Source organism: Paenibacillus sp. MABNR03 (genome assembly GCF_050455445.1).
GTDB classification, from domain to species: Bacteria; Bacillota; Bacilli; order Paenibacillales; family Paenibacillaceae; genus Paenibacillus; species Paenibacillus xylanilyticus.
Map to the genome: position 1 here is coordinate 87,805 of NZ_JBCIYR010000002.1, position 21,839 is coordinate 109,643.

A 21,839-nucleotide genomic window follows, 5' to 3' on the forward strand; every position below is an offset into this window, starting at 1 on the left:
TGACGAATAAACTCGTGCTGAAAATCGGCTTGAGACGTGATAAAATTAGAGAAAGGACAAATGGAGGAAGGGGAAACCCGGATCCAAGTTCCATTGGGTAAGTAGCCAAGAGGGGCATCGCCCCTCTTTTTTATGTGAGTCCATAGAAAAGCTTTGCTTCTGTTCAGGTTGTAATGTATTTATTTTGTTGCGCCATTAACATATAATGCTGTTTGAACTACGCTGCGGTAACATGGTATAAGTGAAGATGGTTTAACTGAAGATGGTGTAAGTGAAGAAGTAGCAATGACATGAATATCGAATGATAACAAGCAGACGAATAAATTATTTTACTATTTTCGGGATAGCGAACTGTCCCGGTATATATAGAGGAGTTTTTAAGATGAAAGACAATTTTTGGCGTGATTTGCCACGACCATTTTTTATATTGGCACCAATGGAAGATGTGACGGATGTTGTGTTTCGCCATGTCGTAAGTGCAGCGGCCAGACCGGATGTGTTTTTTACGGAGTTTGCAAATACAGAGAGTTATTGTCACCCGGAGGGGAACAAAAGTGTTCGTGGGCGGTTGACGTTTACAGAGGATGAACAGCCCATGGTGGCTCATATCTGGGGAGACAAGCCGGAATTCTTCCGTGAAATGAGCATCGGTATGGCGAAAGAAGGCTTTAAAGGGATCGACATTAATATGGGTTGTCCTGTAGCCAATGTAGCGGAGAACGGGAAGGGGAGCGGGCTGATCTGCCGTCCCGAAACGGCTGCGGAAATAATCCAGGCCGCGAAAGCTGGTGGATTGCCCGTAAGTGTCAAAACACGTCTTGGTTTCACTGAAGTAGACGAATGGCGCGATTGGTTGACCCATATTTTGAAACAAGACATCGTGAATCTGTCCATTCATCTGCGCACAAGAGAAGAAATGAGCAAGGTAGATGCTCACTGGGAACTGATTCCGGAGATTAAGAAACTTCGTGATGAGGTCGCACCGAATACGCTGCTGACCATTAATGGGGATATCCCTGACCGTCAGACTGGGTTGAAGCTCGCTGAGGAATATGGCGTGGATGGCATTATGATTGGGCGTGGTATCTTCCAGAACCCGTTTGCTTTTGAAAAAGAGCCGAAGGAACATACCAGCGAAGAATTGCTTGGTCTGCTGCGGCTTCATCTGGATCTCTATGATCAGTATTCCGCACAGGAGCCGCGTTCGTTCAGTCCACTTGCGCGCTTCTTCAAAATATATGTTCGTGGATTCCGTGGGGCAAGTGAACTCAGAAACAGCTTAATGAACGCTAAATCCACAAAGGAAGTGCGCACGCTGCTAGATGAGTTTGGAAGCAAGAATCATGATGAGGTAGAGGAACACGGAAATTAAATTGCCAAGTTTCGACTAATAGTTGAGATGTATTGGCGGGTTACAAGAAAAGAAGCGGGAAATATTCCGCTTCTTTTTTTAGCTGCTGTACTTCTATTTTTACCCGTAACACGTTCATTGCCCAATCTGTCCACGAATGGGACTAAGCAACTCCAAAGCCATCTATCCTAGGAAAATTAACGAGAATATTCCGGTTGTGCCATCGTTACGGGTTGAGGATTGTTAAGCACCCATAACACCGCCAATTCGCATAATCTAGCAGGCGCATCATAATCCGATCCATTGCGAAGCCTGCCGGCCAAGTCGGTTGCCTCTTGCAGAAGTGCCGGAGCTAATGGCGTACCGGTACCCAGGTACCGGACCAGCGCATCCAGCATCTTGAGGTATTGGGCATCCCAGTTTCCCCCGCCATTATCCAATACTTCATGAGACACGCGCCCGGTGATGCGGATGACCTCTCCCTGTACCGTTTGCGCATGACCTTTGGGCGGAATGAGATATTCCCACAGCTCTTGGTGCTGCTTGGGCCAGGTGGTTGCGGTTACCTGAATGGGGGCAGTCCCATCATGCATGATTCGATTCGCTACCGGCTCGACATCAAATAGTCGATACAGCTTGAGAAGCGCGTCCGACACTTCGTCAACGCTGTCTTGATTGAACTTTTCCCGGACGAATTCAAAATCCTTGCCAATTCGCTTTACCGACTCTTTCATAGCAGGGGTGACCGATGCTCCGGCATCCAGCAAAATCGCGGAGATTTCAGACATACTGACAATATCGCTATTCCGGCAATTGACTAATCCTTTAGCGAGCGGGGTGTTCCCCTGTTTATTCTCTGCGTTGATATCAGCACCTCGGGTTACTAACTCTTGCACCACTGTGGTTCTATACGAATTGACTGCTGAATGCAGCGGTGTTTCATTGGTATAATCAACCGCGTCCAGCTCTGCACCCAATTCGAGGAGCAAGGCTACATTTCCTGACCAGTGCGCAGCATGGGCATGCAATGGCGTACGCTGGTACTTGTCCCGGGCGTTAATATCAGCTCCTTGCTCTACCAGCCAGCGAACGACTTCATCCGAAATCTGCCGGAAACTGAGGGCCGTACCTTTGCTGTAACCCCCGCGGGCATCCCATTCGCATTGCTCAAAGACCTCTTTTACAGCAGTGATATCATTATTTTTAATGAGTTGCTCCATATGGGCGGGTAATGTTGTTTTCTTCTTAGCCATTAACGTCTTCCTCTCCTTTGTGAATAGCAACGTAGTATTCCATGATCGGCAATGACAGTTTAATAGAAAGTAGATAATTTCCAGCAATTTTATCACATAGGGAAAGTAAAATCCAAAAATAGGAATTCCCCCGTCTGAAGTGCTTCATATCCTGTATCAACCTAAGATGGCAATTCGGTATGCTGTGTTATAATTAAGGTAGTAGGCTTTTGAGAATAGGAGGATTTATGTCCTGGAGCAAATTGAAGCAGCAACTGGAGAGTTTCCTTAGCCCGGCGTTAGTCGGAAGAGTTGAATACCGCGCAACAAGCTACCGTTATGCACTTGATAAATCAGGAAGCTGTTACCTTGCCGTAGATAAAAAGAACCTGCTCAATATGAGTGACACAACAACCCCCATCCGGTGGTATCAGACGGAGCAGGAGATCAAGAACGATCCGAATATTGAAATTCCTGTAGACAACGAAGAGATTGAAGCCATTCGAAAAGAGACCAAAGGGACCGTTCCGGAGGACCGCCTTCACGTCATTGCACGAAGCAGAAAAAGCTCAGTGCTTGCCAAGGAGCTATTGTCAGCACAGTCAGCATTAAGCAAATCCAATTTTACGGTTGCAGCGACTACGTTTCTATCAAGACCTATAGAGGAAAGTCTGGAGAGTCAGGATATCTTGCTGAACATTCTGGCTTTGGTAGACAGACGGGTTGGCAAAAAGCGGATTTTGAACATGTCCGAGAAAATTAAGTTAAAGCACCCAGCCGTGCAGTATTTTTATGAATTACGGCGTAGGACGTTGTGAATTAGTTGAGAGTTAGATGTTTATCGTTTTTATTCTACGCTTGTTAAGCCTTGAATTGAATTCCTCATTTGTCATGTTATAATAAGGGCATGAACAGCTTATATTGCAAAGAGAGTCGTGCGACAACACGACTCTCGGAGCAATAGCCGCTTTTAAGGGCGGTGGGCTTAACAAGAGGATAGACGTCAAGTAGACCGCAACCTTTGCATGGGGAGCGGTCTACTTGTGTTTATTGGACAGCAGCGCTACAATCAGCGAACCGAAGGTAAGCATAATTGCTTCAAACACCGATGCATTTGAAAATAATAAAAATTACTTGAAACTATGAAGAGAAGTCTTCTGGTGATCAAGTTTTAGAAAGTGAGACATACATGTCCGATACTAAGCTGTTTCATATAACGGGAGAAGTTAAAGAGTTGCCAGCCAGTTCTGTTCTACTTGAGAGAGAATTACAAGTATTAATTGAAAAGAATATGCCTGTTTTTTTTGGAGTAACTTTTCTGAAAAGCGAATATACGACATCGAACGGTGGTAGAATTGACAGTTTAGGGTTAGATGAAAACAACTGTCCTGTCATTTTTGAATATAAAAGAACCAGTAACGAGAACGTGATTAACCAAGGATTATTTTATCTCGACTGGCTACTTGATCATAAAGCAGAATTTGAGTTGTTAGTGATGAAGAATCTAGGAAAAGAGTGTTCGGATAAGTTAGATTGGAGTATGCCCAGACTTATTTGTGTAGCAGGAGATTTCACAAAATATGATAAATATGCAGTTAAACAGATCAATAGAAACATCGATCTTGTTCGTTACAAAAAGTTTGGAACAGATTTACTTATGATGGAGCTAGTAAATTCAAGTACGGTGAGACCTTACAATATTCAGGAACAGGGAGATAAATGGACTAAGCCATCATCAGACAAGACTTTTCAAGAACAACTTCAGTCAACAACGCCAGCGCTCAGAGAACTGTATTATTCCATTAGAGCCTATATACTTGCACTCGGTGATGACGTTACAGAAAATCAGCTCAAGTTGTATACAGCGTTCAAAAAGATGAAAAATATCATTTGTGCAGAAGTCTACCAGAAGCAGATACTACTACACATGAGATTAAATCCTGGTGATTTTGAACTTGAGGATGGATTTACTAGAGATATGCGTAATGTAGGGCATTTTGGGACTGGTGATTTACAAATTATCATTAAATCCCCTGAAGATTTTAAAAGAGCAGAACCATTAATTGATAAAGCTTATAATTTAAACTAGCATAGATAAACAACTAGCGCTTTAGACCAACGATAGAAAAAGTGGAAAATAATAAAATGGAATATCTAATCATAGATTGTGAAAGCAGATAAACCCAGTTAACCCCATTAAGGGGAATCATTTTGATAATCCACTTTTATTTCTTGCTATAGCTGTTAGCTATAACTAGTTATCTTCTTTTGATTATTCTTCGAACTCCACTCGGCGTGCTATGATACTCGTATACAACGAGGGGGTTATTTACATGACTGATAAGTTCCAGATCGTAGGAAGTTTGTTGCGGCCCGAAGAGCTGCTGAAATATAAAACGCAAATTGAACATCGTGATGATATCCAGTATCCGTTCTATGAAAACTTCGAAGGGTATGCCGAGTGTGAGACTGAGGCAATCAAACAGGTTGTTAAAAAGGAAATAGAGCATAATCTGTCGGTTGTTACGGACGGCGAGTTCTCCAAGTCGATGTGGCATCTGGATTTTGTCTGGGGCTTTGACGGAGTGGAGCGTTATATCGCGGACCACGGCTACTTTTTCCGGGATGTGGACGGAACATCCAAATATGAGACTCGCAAAGATATTGGATTGCGCATTACGGGCGAACTGAGCGGTAAGAATCACCACTTTATTACGCTGTTCAAACAGCTGCAAGATACGGCAGGCGATCAGCAGACGAAACTTTGCGTACCGTCTCCTTCCCATATCTTCGGTGAGCTTTCCTGGTCGGATAACATTGGCGGGAAGGATGCCGTTTATCAGAACAAACAGGAGCTCAAAGCGGGTCTTGTGAAGGCGTATAAGGAATTTGTGGCGGAATTCGCTACGGCTGGCGGCAAAATTCTGCAATTTGACGACTGCCTGTGGGAGCTGTTTGCAGACGACAACCCGAACTCTCCGTTTACCGGCGAGCATATTGATCAAGCAGAAGTAGCGGGTCTCGCTACTGAATTTATTGATATTAACAATACCGTGATTGATTACGGTCATAGCCTGGGTTTGAAAATGTGGACACATAACTGTCGCGGCAACTACGATTCCCGCAACATGGGCGGCGGCTCTTATGCGAAAATCGCCAACCTGTTCCTGAAACAATTGAAATATGACCGCTTCTTCCTGGAGTGGGATGATGATCGTGCGGGTTCGATCGAAGCGTTGGAAGTGTTCAAGGATAGACCGGAAACAGAGATTGTTCTGGGCCTGCTGTCTTCCAAAACAAATACACTGGATGATGAAGCACGCGTCATTCGTCTGCTTGACGAAGCATCCAAAATCATTGATAAGGATCGTCTGCTGCTCTCGCATCAATGCGGATTTGCCTCCTGCGATGGCGGTAATGAGCTAAGCGAAGCCGAGCAGTGGGCGAAAATCGACCAAGGTCAACAGATTGCGAAGCAGTACTGGAATAACTAAATTCAGATAAGCAACAACTTAGATAAAAGGGATGACTCAAAGGGCCGTTTATGGTGCCCGGCGAGGCATCCCTTTTTGTATGCAGCGGTTTGTCCCGTTCAAACGCAGAAGCAGCGAATCCGGACGTGACTTTTGAAATGTATAACTAGTTCCACCATACATGAATCAGGCAGCAAAAGCCCGATCATATCGGCTAAGTTGGTCTGAAATGCCGCATTGAAAAGGAGAAGCTATTGCTGATGAAGAAGTTATACTATTCCAGGATTACCCTGTGAAGTATGGTTGTGGATTTGTTTTGATCGGTATAAAGAGCTTATTAGAGACATGAGGGGAGAGGAAATAATGACATCTAACAAGGATCTAATGAATATAGAGCAAGTGCTCACGGAGCTGGACTCGCTGGGTTATTCGGACAGGATGAAGCGGATGGCACTTCTGGGACGCCAGCATACAGGAGATGCGAATTATTCCGCGCTGCTTGTATCCTTACTGGAAAGCGGCACCGCCTATGAGGCGCATCTGGCTTTGACTGGTGCGGGTGTAATAAGTGATGCTCGTGCGGTTGTACTGGCCCTAAAGCATCCCAAGGCAGGAGTTAGGGGCCGGGCGGCTCGGCTGCTCCCAGAAGTAGTGACCGACCCGGACTTTTCAATTGAAACCGAAATCGCTCTGATGTCATACCATTGCCGCCGCCAATTGCTGCGGAGCATCGTGAATACACATCGTCAGGATTGGGCGGAACGGCTGCTGCCGCTCGTGCTTAACCGCTGGGGCGCACAAGAAGCAGCCTTGTTACTGGCTGTGTGCAGCGAAGAGACGGTACGCCTCAGGCTTCCAGAGCTGGGATATGCGTTACTTAATTGGCGGCTCTTAACGAAGTACCACCCCGATCTGGTGGGAGCGTACTTCAAGAATGCTTTGCAGCATGCAACGCATCGGGAAAAGACCAATGTATGGTGGACGCTCTCATCCGCGGTTGAAATACTGAGTGTTTCAAGGCCAGCAACTGTTCTGGAATGTGCGTTGAAGTTTGGTCCAACGGATACGATTCATCCTGTACTCAAACAGCAATTAGGGATTCTGATTCAGGCCAGCCCAGAGGATGTATTTGAGCTGCTGACACGTGAGGAGACGCGGGGATATCTTTTGAATCATGGCGTTCCGGCAGGTGTATTGAAAAAGCGAAAATGGTTCACCACAGCGCAGTGGACGACCTTGGCTGCTCTGCTCGCAGATCAGCCAGTGCACCTAGCCAAGGTGCTGGATACCCTTGCGCCGTCGAACCGCGAAGCGATCTTTGATGCGGCTTATAAGGAAGATGAGCGGAAGACACGCATTTTCCCTATGCCGCTGCTGGATGTGCTGCCACACCGACTGCGTGACAAGGAAGCTGCCCGCATGCTTGAACTGCGCGACATTCGTGATCACCGGGACAACAAGCTCGAAACGACAGCCCGCCGCTTAATTGCTAATAGCAGAGAGCAGCTGGAGCAAGCCGTTCAGGTGTCTAATAGCGATGAACGTGCTGCGGCCTATGCTCACCTCGTTCGAAGTACAGCACTTTCTCGCCGTGGAATAGATGAGACGCTGCGCTTCCTGACCCGAATCAAGAACGACCAGGATCCGGTACGCTTCGTGGTTATGGCTGAGCTCTCCAACTGTCCTGCTCCCATGTTCAAGGAAGAGCACATGGACGATCTGACGGTACTGGTGGATAGCGTGATCGAAGCCAGAGACACATCATATGGGACAAGGTCCGCCACGGAGAGACTGGCTTTTGCCATACTGCGTCAACATGCATTGGAGCCGAAGGGCGAGTTATTCAAGTTCGCTCTGAGAACGTTTGGAAGACTGACGATGCGGGACGGACAGTTTGCATTGTACTCGATGGATTGGGACAGCATACCGAGTTTTGCACTGGAAGCGTTATTCGATGAGATCTATGCCTTTGCTGTAGAAGCGAACAAGCGCGAAAACACGAGTGTGGTCCTTCGCATGGCGGATTTGTTTGGAAAATCGGTGGATCGGCTGCCGAAGCTCCAGCTTCTGCTGGAGGAACTGCTGCAGGCCAAAACGGTATCCCCACAGGCGGTCCATTATTGGCTTCTTCCCTATAAGACGCGAGATGCGAGGGTTAGAGAACTGCTGGACAGAGACCCATCCTTCATCTCATTTCACGATGTATTTATGCATCTACATCTGAAGCGTCAAGAATGGCTTGACCCGTTTATCTCGGGGAAAATCATCAAAGGCAAGCATTTATCAGGAAAAACAATTTATGTTGTGCCTGCGCATAACGGGTTTCATCGGTGGCTGCCGCGTCAGCAAAAGGCATTTGCTTCCCTTCTGGAACGGGTGGCCTTGGATGGCAAACGAAGCTTCCATGAACGTGCATCCGCGATGCGCAGCTTGGCCAGCATGCCCGATTATTGTTCCGATCAGCTGGAAGTTCTGCTGCAGGACGAGGAAGTGCATGTCGTGGAGGCAGCACTTTACGCGTATTCGTTATGGGAAGAGCCGGAGAGGGCACTCCCTGTATTGTTGGATAACCTGAATGGAGACCGTGCTCGGGTAGCCATGTACTCAATCCCCAGATGCATGCGCAGGGTGAGTCCGGTGATGCTGACGTCCATGCTTTCAGATCTGTTAGATCGGGAAAAACTGAAGATCACGGTAAGAAAAGAAGCCATCCGACTGCTAGGAGCTTATAAAAGCGAGGAGAGCATGGCGCTTCTCATCCGTGAATACGAAAAACCGAATGTACACAAAGACGTGATGATCGCCATAGGCCATGCTGCCAGACAATGGCTTAATGATGAACGCAGCTGGGCCATGATGCGTGCCATGGCTGCTTCCCCGCAGTGCGATATCGCAAGAAGTCTGCTTAACCAGTATTCTGGTGGGATTCCCGTGGATTCCCGGCCAAGGTATTTGGACTTGATTATCGAGATTGCAGGACATGCCGATCCGGTTGTGGCAAGAGAGGCATTCCAAGCCATGAGATTTTGGGTGAATGGAAGTGAGGAGAAGGTCGCCGCTTCTGCCAGCAAAACGATTCTAGATCTGGAGGACAACGCTAGATGGAGGAGTGCGTTGAATACGCTCATTGTGGCTTGTCGTGATGGAAAGGTGAATGATCGGGTCATCAGCATTTGCACACAATTGGCCGAGACGGAGACGAAGGCCGAATGGAATGCTGCCCCGGAGAGAGACCTACCAGAGCGGCAGCGTCTGGTGGCATTGATTGACGAGCTGACCTCATTGCCCCCACATGTAAGGCGGGTACTCGTTCCTCTATATGCGGGCATGATCAATGTCCTTCAATCCCAAGAAACCTTGAAACCAGCCGTGATCAAGCTATATTTGGCGTCTGTTGAATGGAACCAGGCGGATCAGACAGCTCTGCAATTGGACCCTGTGACTCAAATGGTGGACACCCATCCATATCTATTGGATTACGCCTACAGACAGGTCGCCCGTGCAGCCAATGCCAGTCAGGAATATTGGAGACCAGAGGCGATTCTGGATCTGGTGGATCATTTGAGAGGTCGGCAGTCGTTTACAGCCCAATATCTCGGACTTTCTCTGCTGAAGATTGCGGGAACATCCTTACTGTGGAACCAGACTTGTACCGAACGTTTGAGAGCATACCGGAATCATGAGCATGAGGCCATTCGTGTGGCGGCACTGGATATTTGGACGGTGCTTGAATAGAAAGGTTTTTGTGTCGGATGGATGCATTAATAGAATGGTAAAGTATAAATATCAGGTATGAATATCAAACATGGATTATTTCAATTTCCAAGAGGGGAGTGAGACGATGCTATATCTAAGTAATTTCAAACTCTCTTCTACCATTTCCAGCAACCCGAATATATACCCCGATCATGTGTTCAGGCACATGGCAGGGGAGGTTCTGCTGTTTGATCGTATCACGGTATTATACGGCAGTAATGGTTCAGGCAAATCCACTTTGCTGAATCTAATCGCCAACAAATTGGGAATGGCGGGCGCTGAGCGAATGGCAACTTATGGACACAGCATCTATGTTCAGCGGTTTATCGAGGAGAGCAGCTATCAACTTGGGCATGATGATCAGGAGCGTCCGATATATAAGCTTCCCGGTGGGAGCCGGTACATCAAGTCAGAGGATCTGTTGTATGAAATCAAGAAAATACAGCAGGAAAGCGTGCTTCGCGAAGGGCTGCTTCATGAGCAATTCGTGCAGGGGAAGAGCAAGGCGGAGGTAGAAGAGCTGGAGCAGTCATATGAATTAAAAAAGAAGATGGATATCATCCAATTCTCGCAGGAGAAATATTCGAACGGGGAAAGCTCAATGCAGTTTTTTGAGGAACATTTGCTTCCCGGGCAGCTGTATTTATTGGATGAACCGGAAACGTCCCTGTCTCCGGCGAATCAAATCAAGCTGGCCGAACAAATGAACGATCTGGCGCGCTATTTTGATAGTCAATTCATTATTGCCACGCACTCTCCCTTTGTTCTGGGCACACTTCATGCGAAGATCTACAATCTCGATGCGAGCATGCTGCAAACGGCAGAATGGTTTGAACTGGACAATGTACAATTCTTTTATCAATTCTTTCATAAACATCAAAGGTTGTTTGAATGAATAGGTTCGAGCTTCCTGAAGAGGTATCCTTGGCGTAAGGATATCTCTTTTTCGTATTGGCATCTTATCGACCTCGCCGTGGCACCCTTTTTAATTCATAGGATAGATTATTAACGACCTTATAGAAAAGCCCTGCTTGAGGTTTGAAACGTATAAGGTTTGAAAGATTATGCAGCATACCTGACAAATACATTGATTTTTATGCAGATAATTGTATAATCTACTTAATTAACGTTAATTAGAATGGAGAAAAGGGGATGACCATGACCAGAACGAAGCTGAAGGAAGCCGCGCTGAGATTATTCGGGCAGAAGGGCTACGACGGGACGGCATTATCGGAAATCGCGAAGGCGGTCGGCGTCAAAACACCGGCAATTTACGCCTTTTTTGAAAGCAAGGAAGATCTGTTCATGACGGTCTTTGAAGAATCGATGAGCGCCTATAACGAATATATCCAAGCGATGGCGGAAACCAGCAAAGGAATGAGCACAGAGAAAAAGCTGCATGCGCTGCTGCTTCGCCAATACGATTTTCATCGGAATAAAACGGAGCTTGCCACATTTGCCTTCCGGTATTTGATTTTCCCGCCGGACTTTTTGCTCGATCGGATGCAAGAGGCATTCGGGCGTTTCGATACGCTGCTGAGCAGCATTATTGATGAGATCATGCAGGAGGGTCTGGATCGCGGCGAATTGGCCGCCGTTTCAATGGAGACGATGGTGGATTCATTCCTTACCTTAATGGACGGACTGGGCATGCAATATTACTACTATAAATCGCCGGAGCTGTTTGAACGGAAACTGCAGCACGCATTTGAGATGTTCTGGAGATCCGTCAAAGCATAGGCAAACAACAAGACTGGACAGAAAGCAGAGGGTGGAACATGAGCAACGATACGAAAATAGAAGATTACGAGCGGGAGCCTGTACCCCAGCATTTGCGGAAATCATGGCTCTCGATGGCATTTGTCTGGATTGCGATCGGCATTGATCTGTCCGCCATGTTTCTGGGTGCGCAGCTCGGGGCGGGCATGAGCATCGGCGACTCGCTTACGGCGGTCATCGTCGGTTCTGTTATCTTGGGCATCATTGGTGGTGTCTGCGCCTATGTCGGGGCCAAAACCGGTTTGTCGACGGCCATGATTAGCAGGTTTCTTTTCGGAAATAAAGGGGCGTTAATCGTCTCTGTTATCCTCGGTATTTCTTCGCTGGGCTGGTTCGGCGTTCAGGTCGGCTTCTTCGCTTCCAACTTCCAAACCGCATTAAGCGAGCTATGGGGTTGGCATTGGTCGCTCTGGGTACTGTCGATCATTGGTGGACTTCTCATGATGTCCACGGCAATCTGGGGTTACCGGGCGATTGAAAAGTTAAGCGTCTGGTCGGTACCGCTGCTCGTCGTGTTTATTATCATCGCTCTGGTCTTGGCGCTTAACGGGGAAGGCGGAAGCAACGTCTGGTCACCATTCGAGGGTGATGCCCTACCGATGGGGACGGCGATTTCGCTCGTCATCGGTATCTTTATTCTTGGAACGGCGCTGTCTCCTGACATTGCGCGCTGGGCCAAAACGCCAAGGCATGCTGTTACCGCAGCGTTTATCGGCTTCTTTGTCGGCAACAGCTTCATGACCATCATTGCGATCTTTTTGTCGCGTGCGATGGATTCCGACGATCTAACGGGCATTCTTCTGACGCTCGGAATCGGTATTCCGGCGATTATCGTGCTGACACTGGCACAATGGACGACCAATACGAACAATTTATATTCTGCGGGGCTGGGTTTCTCCGTCGTATTCAAACGGGTGCCTAAGTCCGTCATCACGATCATTGCAGGTTTAATTGCGACGGCACTTGCCTGCTTCGGTATATATGACCGTTTCATGACGTTCCTGACGTACATTACGATGCTTGTCGCACCGCTGGGCGGAATATACACGGCTGAGTATTTGCTGGTTAGCAAAAAGAGATTCTCGTTTGACGGGCTGGACAGCAACCGGAGCTGGATTCCCCGCTCCATCATCGTTTGGATAATTGCTACGTTCTTCGGATTGATGACAACGATGGCACCAGATGGACTTGGTTGGTTTCAGGTGACGCAGGTTCCGGCACTGGACAGCTTCTTGGTGGCATTTATCGTACAAGCCGTCATAGGCAAATGGGTAGTAAAGAAGGGATGAAAGCATGAACAAGGCAACCACATTAACAACGTTGGATGAACAGGCAATTGAATATATCGCGATAGGAGCTGCGGTGCTGGGCACAGGCGGCGGAGGCGACCCTCATGTCGGAAAATTGATGGCCATGGAGGCGATCCGCAAGTATGGTCCGGTCCGAATCGCGCAGCTTGATGAGCTCGATGATGAAGGGCTTATCGTGCCGGTATCGATGATTGGAGCGCCGACGGTGATGCTGGAGAAAATACCTTCCGCAGAACAGCTGACCAAACCGCTTGATCTGATGGAAAGAGAACTTGGCCGCAAGGTGGATGCTGTCATGCCGATCGAGGTCGGCGGCGGCAACTCGCTCGTTCCGGTCATTGCGGCGGCACAGCGCGGAATTCCGCTCGTCGATGCCGATGCGATGGGGCGTGCGTTTCCCGAATCACAGATGGTCACGTTCCATCTGGAAGGCATCCCTTGCAGTCCGGTGGCGATGGCAGACGAGCGAGGCAATAGCGCGCTGATGCATACCATTGACGGCGTGTGGGAAGAACGGATGGCGCGTGCGCTGACGGTAGAGATGGGTGGTTCTGCCTCCATATGCGATTATCCGGTATCCGGCGCGCAGGCGAAGCAGAGCGCGATTGGCGGTACGCTGACGCTCGCCTATGAGATCGGGCGGACGTTGTTCGAAGCGAAGCAGGAGAAGCTGAATCCTGTGCGTGAACTGCTTACGAAGCTGAATGGTCATGCCTTGTTCCATGGCAAGGCCGTGGATATCCGCCGCCGTATGGACGGCGGTTTTACGCGCGGCGAAGCGGTATTTGAAGGTACAGGCGAGAATAAGGGAAAAACGATGCGGTTGTTTTTCCAAAATGAGTTCCTGCTCGCCACTGTTGATGATCAACCACTCGCGATTACGCCTGATCTGATTACACTGTTGGATCAGGATACGGGTATGCCGGTAACGACGGAGAACCTGAAGTATGGTGCCCGGGTGACGGTAGCAGGCTTGCCATGTGATGACAAATGGCGCACGCCAAAAGGCATCGAGACGGCTGGGCCGAGATACTTCGGTTATGACTTTGATTATGTGCCGATTGAGACGTTGGCTTCGAAGAGAGGTGCTGCGGAATGAATGACAACTTGAACGATGTTTCTACGGCAGATGCAAACCAAATTTACCGCATCGGCATTGATGTGGGAGGTACGAATACGGATGCCGCACTACTGGATTCCGACTTGCGCTGCGTCCACAAGGTGAAGGTACACACGACTGCCGACGTAAACGAGGGTATTGTGGAAGCCGTTCGTAGGCTGCTGCAGGAGAGCGGCGTGAATGGAGCAGACATCCGCTATGCAATGCTTGGTACCACGCATTGTACCAATGCCATCGTGGAGCGTAAACATCTCGGCCGGGTCGGCCTGATTCGCATCGGTGCTCCGGCAACGACGGCTGTTCCGCCGCTTGCTGGCTGGGACGAATCGCTGCGCGCTGCAGTTGGAGCGCATAGCTATATTGCCTCTGGCGGATATGAGTATGACGGTCGTAAGATCGCGAATCTGGACGAAGAGCAGATCGCCGAACTGTGCCGCGGGATGAGCGGTGAAGTTGACGCAGTGGCGGTGTGTGGGGTATTTGCTCCCGTGAACCGTGAGCAGGAGAAGCGGGTTGGCGATATCGTACGCGAAGTGTTGGGTGCGGACATGCCGGTCACGTTTTCCAGCGAGATTGGCAGCATTGGACTGCTCGAGCGGGAGAACGCCTCCGTATTGAACGCAGCGCTGCTGCAAGTCATTGCGGGTGTGGTGCGCGGCTTCGAAGAAGCGCTGAACGGCTTCGGCATCAATGCACAGTTGTACATTTGCCAGAATGACGGCACGTTGATGAAGAGTGAATATGCGCTTCGTTACCCGATTTTGACGATTGCCTGCGGGCCAACGAATTCAATCCGGGGCGCTGCACACTTGTCCGGACTGAGCGATGCGTTGGTCGTTGATATCGGCGGCACGACAACAGATATCGGTGTGCTCGTGCAAGGCTTTCCGCGTCAGTCATCGGCAGCAGTGGATATCGGCGGCATTCGCACGAATTTCCGGATGCCGGACATTTTGTCCATTGGCCTTGGCGGCGGTACAGTCGTCCGTCTTGATGAAGAGGGTGGCGTAACGGTTGGCCCGGACAGCGTGGGCTATGAGCTGACGAAACGGGCCCTTATATTCGGCGGCGATACGCTGACGACGACGGACGTGGCTGTGAAGTTGGGCCGGGCCGCATGGCCGGGCACAAACGCGGATGCGGTGGACGAAGCTGTTTGCCGCAAGGTGGATGCAGTCATGCAGCAGAGTTTGGAAGATGCCATTGACCGGATGAAGACAAGTGCCGACCCGGTCGATGTCATTCTGGTTGGCGGTGGCAGCCTGTTGGTGCCGGATACGCTGGCCGGGGCGAGCCGAATTATCCGGCCGGACAATTATGATGCGGCGAACGCGATTGGCGCAGCGCTGGGAGAGGTTAGCGGTGAGTCGGAGCGGATCTATTCGCTGGACGACTGGAGCTATGATGACGTCATCCGCGATGCGAAGCAGAGCGCCATGAACGAGGCAACAGCTGCTGGAGCGAATCCGGAGACGGTACAGATCGTATCCGTCGAGGACATTCCGATTGCGTATCTGCCAGGCAATGCGCTGCTTGTAAAAGTGAAAGCTGCGGGCAAGCTGTAACATCGCATGGTATGGGAGTTTTGATTGGCAATGGTATCAATCCCAGAGCGCGATTAGCCAATGATACTCGTGCGCATGGACGGCGAGCATACGCATAACGGTGCTCGGCGGCGAATGACGCAGCAACAAATGAGCATAAAAAAATGGCAGTACGGAAATGTTCCCGTACTGTCATTTTTCATGCTGTGAACAGGCTTTCCAGCCAATCTTGGATCAAGATGAGCAGGTGCGCCTTTTTTTACGTTGCATCGGAATGAGCAAAGGAAGCACCCTTTGGCAGGCTTCTTTTATAATATCTCCAATGCTGCGGGTCCGAGAAAAAAGGAAATTCACACAGTGAAGAAAGATGTTTTTTTCATAGAAATGTCCTCGACTCAGGTATTCAAATATGCCACAATAGAGGATCAGGGCACAGGAGAATTGACCCTAGGCACAGCAATGCTAGCTGCAAGATCGCTAACAAATTTACGTTCAATAATTTATACTATATAAGCCAGAATATATCTAAGGAGCTGCCGAATCCGATATGAACAAAAAAGAAGTCGCCAATATACGCAAGCAATTTAAAATGGATCACGATTTACTGAACATTTACGATATCCTCAATGTCTATATTACGAAGGAAACGAATGAAGTCTACCACTGGGAACGCCATCCGTTCGAACTGGTGGATCGCGAGAAGCAAGAGTTATACATGGGGAATTTTAAAAAACTGCTGACCGGCGAACTGGATCAAAAATTGTTCGAGTTGAAGTTTCAGGAGCAAGCGGAGGAACCGGCGCAGGTGCTGCTTCACCAAGCTTTGGTGTCAGGTGATCCGGAAGAATGGCAGGACTTGATGCTGGTGCTCGTGGATCGAATGTTGGCGGATGCCAAGTATGAGCGGGATATGGTGGTCACGTTTGTCCGAGGGCAGTATTATTTGCCGACCAAGGCGAGAAACGATGAAGCGGAAGAGAGCGAGAAGAACGAGGTATTCGCCCATCCGTTCATTCTATGCAGCGTGAATTCTACGGAAAAACAACGGAAGACGCTCTTGTTCGATTATGTGGAGCGGGAGTTCAAGTACAATGTCATTGTCGATCCAATTATCAAATTAAGCACGCCGGAGCAAGGATTCCTGTACCCGAGTGTGACGGACAACTATTCCGATGTGAATCGCATTTTGTATTGTACGGGAAAATCGAATTTCCCGGATCCGCATTTTGTCGAACAGGTCCTAAACGGAGAAAGATCCGTGACAGCACTGGAAGAACGAGCAATCTTCGAAGATATCGTCAAGGAAGTGGCCGGCGAAGAGCTCGATTCAGCCACGATTGCACAGGTGTATGAGGAAATTAACCGGGTAATCGAAATCAACGAAGAGACGAAGGAGGAAGAACCTCCGAAGCTGGATTATAAAGATCTGGAGCGCGTGCTGAACGCAAGCGGCGTGGAAGACGTGACGACCGAGAAGGTAGAACGGGCATTTGAAACGATCGTGGATAACAAGAACTATGAGATGAAAGCGACCAGCGTCATGCCAAAGTTTACTTCCAAATCCATTAAGATCGAAACCAAGGTAGCTACAATTTCGGTTAGCCCGCAGGATTTGAGGTACGTAAAACAGGTTAATTTTCAAGGTAAACGCTGCATCATGATCGAAGTCGACGAAGATGTCGCAATCGAGGGCTTTACGCTAGCTTCTGAGACGCTCATAAATTAAATCACGTTTAATTTGAAGGACAACGATCAGGTACCGTACCCATAAAAAGCACTATGCAACAGGAGATGACTTAGGGTGAACAAAATGCTTTTGATTTTGATTGCAGCCGCAACGATGCTGACGGCCTGCAATTCGAACGAGACCAATCCCGTCAACGATATCGGCAGTAATGAGCAATCCGCACCGGACGAGACGGCGCAGCAAGATAAGGATCAAGCAGAGGAAAGCCCGGACCACGGTGAGTGGTCTTCACTTCCCGAATATGACTTAATTGTTCGGACTATTGATTCGCAGGATTATACTTTTCGAACGGTAACCGATAACGAAAACGAACGCATTCTTCTTCTCGCAAACCAGGACGGTGAAGAGAAATACAAGACCATTTTTATCAAAAACACGAGTCGCCTTAAAATCATTGATGTCGATGGTGGTGGGCAACTTTTCAATGATGTTTTGGAAAACAGCTGAGGTCTGCAGCAGATGAAACACCCCAATTCCAATATAAATCAAGGAGTGTTGTGATCATGAATTTGGAAGAAGTGATGCAGGAGCTTGAGGCGCTCGGCAAGGATCGCACAAAAAAAATATACATGTCCAATGGTGCACATGAACCACTATTCGGTGTGGCTACGGGAGCGATGAAGCCGATTGCCCGAAAAATCAAAAAGGATCAGGCCTTGGCTGAGCAGCTGTACGCAACGGGGAATTACGATGCAATGTATTTTGCAGGCGTGATTGCCGATCCGAAAGCGATGACGGAAGCGGATTTTGACCGGTGGATCGAGGACGCCTATTTTTACATGATCTCCGATTTCATCGTTGCCGTCACGCTGTCCGAAACGGATATCGCCCAGCAGGTGGCGGATAAATGGATTGCCAGCGGCGAAGAGCTGAAAATGTCGGCAGGTTGGAGCTGTTACTGCTGGCTGCTTGGCAATCGAAAGGATACCGAGTTCTCCGAGGAGAAGCTGAGCAAGATGTTGGAAGACGTGCAAGCGAGGATCCACCAATCTCCTGAACGGACCCAATATTCGATGAACAGTTTCGTATACACCGTGGGCGTGTCCTACGTTCCGCTGCATGACAAGGCCGTTGAAACAGCGAAGGTCATCGGTCCCGTCGAAGTTCAAAAGGACAAGCCCAAGAGCAAGTTCCTGAATGCTTCCGAAACCATTCAAAATGCCGTAGATAAAAATCGAATTGGTTTCAAACGTAAGTATGTAAGATGTTAAAGGAAGGCAGCACGGATTGTAGTAAACCATAATGTTGTCCAAGGGATAGCCATTATTTGCATGGCCTTCGACTGAAGTGGAATAGAGTTCACATGATGAAATTACATTATTTTGAAGTAGTTGTTGACAATCATGTGGGACTAAAATATAGTAAACACATCAGATTAATGAAGTTTTGAAATATTTAAGTTTTAGTTAATTGAATGTAAGCTGACTGGTTCATCCAGAGGCTCAGGTGGCAACGATTGTCGTTGTCGCCTGAGCCTTTTTTGTTACTCTCCCAATATAATTGAAGAGGTGAAGTCAATGGTTGCTGCTGAAAAAATCAGATTTGAGAGTGCCACCAAAACGTTCAGTGTGCGCGATCCTAAGCAAAAGGAGGCAACACAAGCCTTTACAGCGGTAAAAGACCTGGACTTTTCGGTAAGAAAAGGCGAATTCATAACTATAGTGGGCCCGAGTGGCTGTGGAAAATCAACCTTGCTGGATATGATTAGCGGTTTATCCTCACCTACACACGGACGCATTTTAATTGATGGCCAAACCATTACTGGCCCAGGGCTTGATCGAGGCATTGTATTTCAGCAATATGCATTATTTCCGTGGAAGACTGCGCGCGGCAATATTGAATTTGGTTTGGAAGCCAAGGGCATCCCGAAGCAGGAGCGTAGAGAGCAAGTGGAGCATTATCTTGCGTTAGTCGGGCTTACGCATTTCGGAGACCGTTATCCGCACGAGCTGTCCGGAGGGATGAAGCAGCGTGTGGCGATTGCCAGAAGCCTTGCATTTAACCCAGATGTCTTATTAATGGATGAGCCTTTTGCCGCATTGGACGCTCAAACACGGGAATCCCTGCAAAGTGAACTTTTGCGTATTTGGCAGCAAACCCAAAAGACCATCATTTTTATTACACATGGCATTGATGAGGCCGTTTATCTTGGAGAGCGAGTCGTCGTGTTGACACCAGGGCCCGGTATGGTGAGACAAATCGTGGATATTCCGCTTCAATCGCGACTCGAAGATGCGGACATTCGCTCCCATCCTGATTTTGTGAAGGCTCGCCATGAAGTATGGAGTCTACTGCATGAACCCGAATATCGCGGTGCTTATATCTAATGGATAAAGGAGTGTATTCCTATCGAAACCGTAAAAACGGCTCGTTCAACCCTACAGCTTGGTAAACGAAGCCCTGTTGCCTTTTCCGGTGTGCTTAAGTTGTTCAAACAGTCTGTCGTGTTAATTGCATTGATCTTACTATGGGAAATTGCACCAAGGACGGGCTTGGTAGATGCAGCATTTTTCCCTGCCTTTTCCGAAGTGATCAGGGCGTTGTGGAGTTTGATCATTTCAGGCGAACTTTTCACTCACTTTCTGGCGAGTATCATTCGTTCTTTCAGTGGATTCGCCTTAGCCTTAATTATTGCGATCCCGTTAGGGTTACTGATTGGCTGGTATCCATTAGCCAGACAGTTGTTAAATCCCGTGTTGGAATTGTTTCGAAATACTGCCGCACTAGCTCTGCTCCCCGTATTTATGCTGCTGCTCGGAATCGGGGAAACTTCCAAGATTGCTATCGTCCTGTTTGCCTGCACATGGCCCATTCTTCTGAATACGATTGCTGCTGTTGGTAACGTGGATCCCTTACTTATTAAAGCAGCAAGATCCATGAATATTAAGTCCTTTACATTATTTCTTAAGGTGATTTTGCCAGCATCCGTACCAACCATTTTTACCGGTATTCGCATGGCAGGCACAGGGGCGATATTAGTGTTAATTGCTGCAGAAATGGTAGGAGCCAAAGAAGGCTTGGGTTATCTGATTACGTATTCCCAATATAACTTTCAGATCCCGCAAATGTATGCTGGCATATTAACCATTGCCTTGCTGGGCTTAATCATCAACCAAGGCTTGAGTATGCTTGAACGTAAATTTTCCAAATGGAAGCAGCAAGTGAATGAATAGTACGGATTATGAATTGATTTTTTTTAAGGCTAATTCTTACTAAATCGATGTAATTAATGAGTTATGGAAAGAAATCGTTTGGAGGAGGAGAAACGAGATGAAGCGAACATTAGGAATCCTTGTACTTGTAGGCTTGGTAAGTGGTGTTTTATCAGGCTGCTCAGATCCCAAGACCTCCGCGAAGAGCGGTGAAGAAGATCAAGTTCTGCAATATCAGTCTTCACCTGGAAGTGTTTCTTTTCCGGAACTGGCTGCGGATTTGGGTTATTTAGGGGATTTGAAGTTGGAATCTATAGGGGACAGTGTTGGGGGACCGGAAAGTATTCAATTAACCGCGACAAAACAAATTGACTTTGGTTCAGCATTTAATGGGGCCATTATCAAATCCTACTCCCAAAACGTGAAAATAAAATCCGTCATCGGTTCATACGGCAGTGATGAACATACGTACATCGGAGCATATGCACTCGAAGGGGCGCCAATCAAGTCCGCTAAAGACTTTATCGGGAAAAAGGTAGGGGTGAATATTCTCGGTGCCCATCTGGAGTTTGTGCTCAAAGACTATTTACGACAAGGCAACCTGACTGAGAAAGAAATCGAACAGGTCACTTTGGTGACGGTTCCGAGTTCGAGCGCGGAGCAGGTTCTGCGTAATCAACAGATTGATGTAGTGTTACTAAGCGGAATCGGCCGGGACAGGGCTTTGGCAACAGGCGGGATCACTGAAATTTTTAGAGATATCGATGTGTTTGGAACGGAGTTTACTGCGGGCGATTATTTCTTCAGTGAAGCGTATATCCGGGAGAATCCGAACACGGTGAAGCAATTTGTAGACGGGGTTGCCAAAGCCATTGATTGGGCCCAAACCACACCCAGGGAAGAAGTCATCAAGCGGTTTGAGGACATTGTAAATAAGCGTGAACGAAAGGAAACGACAGAAAATCTGAAATATTGGAAGAGTACGGGCATTTCGGAAAAGGGGGGCGTGATTACTCCATCGGAATATGGGGTTTGGATCGATTGGCTTGTGAATAATGGCGAGCTAAAAGAAGGTCAATTAAAACCGGAAGATTTATATACGAACGAGTATAATCCATTTGCTAAATAATCTTTTATATAAACCGCAAAAACATACACACGTTAACGGAAAGGCAGTACCAATCTGGAGAAGCGAAGCGCTCGCCTGAAAGCTTTCTGAATGAAAGCTGCATCGGAAGCATAGGCTTATCACCGGATTTTCTCCTTAGAAAAGGGGAACCAAAAAATCTGGGGATAACAGCGATCGGAAGATGGTACTGTACTTGCAGTGTCCTTGTGTGATTGAGTAGTTCGGTTTATATAGATTAGTTTTTAA

Annotated in this window: 17 protein-coding genes and 1 pseudogene; 16 read left to right on the top strand and 2 right to left on the bottom strand. The window is 47.9% G+C overall.

Annotated elements, in window-relative coordinates; translation table 11 throughout:
* Positions 1-382 precede the first annotated feature (382 nt).
* The gene (locus AAIH57_RS09155) at positions 383-1,372 is read left to right on the top strand and encodes a tRNA dihydrouridine synthase (protein WP_430021406.1); all 990 of its coding nucleotides are present in this window, start codon (positions 383-385) and stop codon (positions 1,370-1,372) included.
* A 176-nt stretch (positions 1,373-1,548) separates the two neighbouring features.
* On the opposite strand, the gene AAIH57_RS09160 is transcribed toward AAIH57_RS09155, so the two are convergent.
* On the bottom strand, positions 1,549-2,604 hold the full coding sequence (locus tag AAIH57_RS09160) for an ankyrin repeat domain-containing protein (RefSeq protein ID WP_175397797.1): 1,056 nt from the start codon (positions 2,602-2,604) through the stop codon (positions 1,549-1,551).
* A gap of 227 nt (positions 2,605-2,831) precedes the next feature.
* Between AAIH57_RS09160 and AAIH57_RS09165 the strand changes: the two genes are divergently transcribed.
* A complete protein-coding gene (locus AAIH57_RS09165; protein ID WP_175397796.1) occupies positions 2,832-3,401 on the top strand; it encodes an SF0329 family protein in 570 nt (189 codons plus the stop codon).
* Positions 3,402-3,620: 219 nt separating this feature from the next.
* Here AAIH57_RS09165 and AAIH57_RS09170 read toward each other — a convergent pair.
* Positions 3,621-3,692 (bottom strand): annotated as a pseudogene (locus AAIH57_RS09170) (putative holin-like toxin); the annotation flags it as partial.
* A gap of 80 nt (positions 3,693-3,772) precedes the next feature.
* Here AAIH57_RS09170 and AAIH57_RS09175 point away from each other — a divergent pair.
* The 14 genes from AAIH57_RS09175 to AAIH57_RS09240 all read left to right on the top strand — a co-directional run bounded on the left by AAIH57_RS09175 (position 3,773) and on the right by AAIH57_RS09240 (position 21,593).
* Positions 3,773-4,672, top strand: coding sequence for a DUF5655 domain-containing protein (locus AAIH57_RS09175; RefSeq protein WP_175397795.1), 900 nt, complete (start codon positions 3,773-3,775; stop codon positions 4,670-4,672).
* Between the two features lie 244 nt (positions 4,673-4,916).
* Positions 4,917-6,077 carry a cobalamin-independent methionine synthase II family protein gene (locus AAIH57_RS09180; RefSeq protein WP_430021407.1) on the top strand — a complete coding sequence of 387 codons (1,161 nt, stop codon included), beginning with the start codon at positions 4,917-4,919 and terminating at the stop codon, positions 6,075-6,077.
* Between the two features lie 342 nt (positions 6,078-6,419).
* Positions 6,420-9,791, top strand: a complete 3,372-nt coding sequence (locus AAIH57_RS09185; protein WP_430021408.1) for a HEAT repeat domain-containing protein — start codon at positions 6,420-6,422, stop codon at positions 9,789-9,791.
* Between the two features lie 106 nt (positions 9,792-9,897).
* Entirely contained in the window at positions 9,898-10,707 is an 810-nt protein-coding gene (locus tag AAIH57_RS09190) for an AAA family ATPase (protein WP_175397793.1), read from the top strand.
* 257 nt (positions 10,708-10,964) lie between these two features.
* Positions 10,965-11,552 (top strand): TetR/AcrR family transcriptional regulator, encoded by a 588-nt coding sequence (locus AAIH57_RS09195; protein ID WP_281366156.1) that lies wholly within the window; start codon positions 10,965-10,967, stop codon positions 11,550-11,552.
* 38 nt (positions 11,553-11,590) lie between these two features.
* Positions 11,591-12,880 (top strand): cytosine permease, encoded by a 1,290-nt coding sequence (locus AAIH57_RS09200; RefSeq protein ID WP_430021409.1) that lies wholly within the window; start codon positions 11,591-11,593, stop codon positions 12,878-12,880.
* A 4-nt stretch (positions 12,881-12,884) separates the two neighbouring features.
* A complete protein-coding gene (locus AAIH57_RS09205; RefSeq protein ID WP_430021410.1) occupies positions 12,885-14,000 on the top strand; it encodes a DUF917 domain-containing protein in 1,116 nt (371 codons plus the stop codon).
* Positions 13,997-15,586, top strand: a complete 1,590-nt coding sequence (locus AAIH57_RS09210; protein ID WP_430021411.1) for an ROK family protein — start codon at positions 13,997-13,999, stop codon at positions 15,584-15,586. The genes AAIH57_RS09205 and AAIH57_RS09210 overlap by 4 nt, the downstream gene beginning before the upstream one ends.
* A gap of 526 nt (positions 15,587-16,112) precedes the next feature.
* Positions 16,113-17,291: a DUF4317 domain-containing protein gene (locus AAIH57_RS09215; protein ID WP_175397790.1), complete on the top strand. Its 1,179-nt coding sequence runs from the start codon at positions 16,113-16,115 to the stop codon at positions 17,289-17,291.
* A 75-nt stretch (positions 17,292-17,366) separates the two neighbouring features.
* Positions 17,367-17,759: a hypothetical protein gene (locus AAIH57_RS09220; protein WP_430021412.1), complete on the top strand. Its 393-nt coding sequence runs from the start codon at positions 17,367-17,369 to the stop codon at positions 17,757-17,759.
* Between the two features lie 56 nt (positions 17,760-17,815).
* A complete protein-coding gene (locus tag AAIH57_RS09225) occupies positions 17,816-18,523 on the top strand; it encodes a DNA alkylation repair protein (protein WP_430021413.1) in 708 nt (235 codons plus the stop codon).
* Between the two features lie 306 nt (positions 18,524-18,829).
* The gene (locus AAIH57_RS09230) at positions 18,830-19,639 is read left to right on the top strand and encodes an ABC transporter ATP-binding protein (protein WP_430021414.1); all 810 of its coding nucleotides are present in this window, start codon (positions 18,830-18,832) and stop codon (positions 19,637-19,639) included.
* A 90-nt stretch (positions 19,640-19,729) separates the two neighbouring features.
* Complete coding sequence (locus AAIH57_RS09235) at positions 19,730-20,485, top strand: ABC transporter permease (RefSeq protein ID WP_312884339.1); 756 nt, start codon at positions 19,730-19,732, stop codon at positions 20,483-20,485.
* A 97-nt stretch (positions 20,486-20,582) separates the two neighbouring features.
* Positions 20,583-21,593, top strand: coding sequence for an ABC transporter substrate-binding protein (locus AAIH57_RS09240; protein ID WP_430021415.1), 1,011 nt, complete (start codon positions 20,583-20,585; stop codon positions 21,591-21,593).
* Positions 21,594-21,839: the final 246 nt, after the last annotated feature.

Excerpts from the sequence above, each read along its gene's own strand:
- AAIH57_RS09190 (WP_175397793.1), top strand. The coding sequence starts at position 9,898 with ATGCTATATCTAAGTAATTTCAAACTCTCTTCTACCATTTCCAGCAAC.
- AAIH57_RS09165 (WP_175397796.1), top strand. The coding sequence starts at position 2,832 with ATGTCCTGGAGCAAATTGAAGCAGCAACTGGAGAGTTTCCTTAGCCCG.
- AAIH57_RS09175 (WP_175397795.1), top strand. The coding sequence starts at position 3,773 with ATGTCCGATACTAAGCTGTTTCATATAACGGGAGAAGTTAAAGAGTTG.
- AAIH57_RS09215 (WP_175397790.1), top strand. The coding sequence starts at position 16,113 with ATGAACAAAAAAGAAGTCGCCAATATACGCAAGCAATTTAAAATGGAT.
- AAIH57_RS09205 (WP_430021410.1), top strand. The coding sequence starts at position 12,885 with ATGAACAAGGCAACCACATTAACAACGTTGGATGAACAGGCAATTGAA.
- AAIH57_RS09180 (WP_430021407.1), top strand. The coding sequence starts at position 4,917 with ATGACTGATAAGTTCCAGATCGTAGGAAGTTTGTTGCGGCCCGAAGAG.
- AAIH57_RS09155 (WP_430021406.1), top strand. The coding sequence starts at position 383 with ATGAAAGACAATTTTTGGCGTGATTTGCCACGACCATTTTTTATATTG.
- AAIH57_RS09210 (WP_430021411.1), top strand. The coding sequence starts at position 13,997 with ATGAATGACAACTTGAACGATGTTTCTACGGCAGATGCAAACCAAATT.
- AAIH57_RS09225 (WP_430021413.1), top strand. The coding sequence starts at position 17,816 with ATGAATTTGGAAGAAGTGATGCAGGAGCTTGAGGCGCTCGGCAAGGAT.
- AAIH57_RS09160 (WP_175397797.1), bottom strand. The coding sequence starts at position 2,604 with ATGGCTAAGAAGAAAACAACATTACCCGCCCATATGGAGCAACTCATT.
- AAIH57_RS09230 (WP_430021414.1), top strand. The coding sequence starts at position 18,830 with ATGGTTGCTGCTGAAAAAATCAGATTTGAGAGTGCCACCAAAACGTTC.
- AAIH57_RS09195 (WP_281366156.1), top strand. The coding sequence starts at position 10,965 with ATGACCATGACCAGAACGAAGCTGAAGGAAGCCGCGCTGAGATTATTC.
- AAIH57_RS09240 (WP_430021415.1), top strand. The coding sequence starts at position 20,583 with ATGAAGCGAACATTAGGAATCCTTGTACTTGTAGGCTTGGTAAGTGGT.
- AAIH57_RS09185 (WP_430021408.1), top strand. The coding sequence starts at position 6,420 with ATGACATCTAACAAGGATCTAATGAATATAGAGCAAGTGCTCACGGAG.
- AAIH57_RS09200 (WP_430021409.1), top strand. The coding sequence starts at position 11,591 with ATGAGCAACGATACGAAAATAGAAGATTACGAGCGGGAGCCTGTACCC.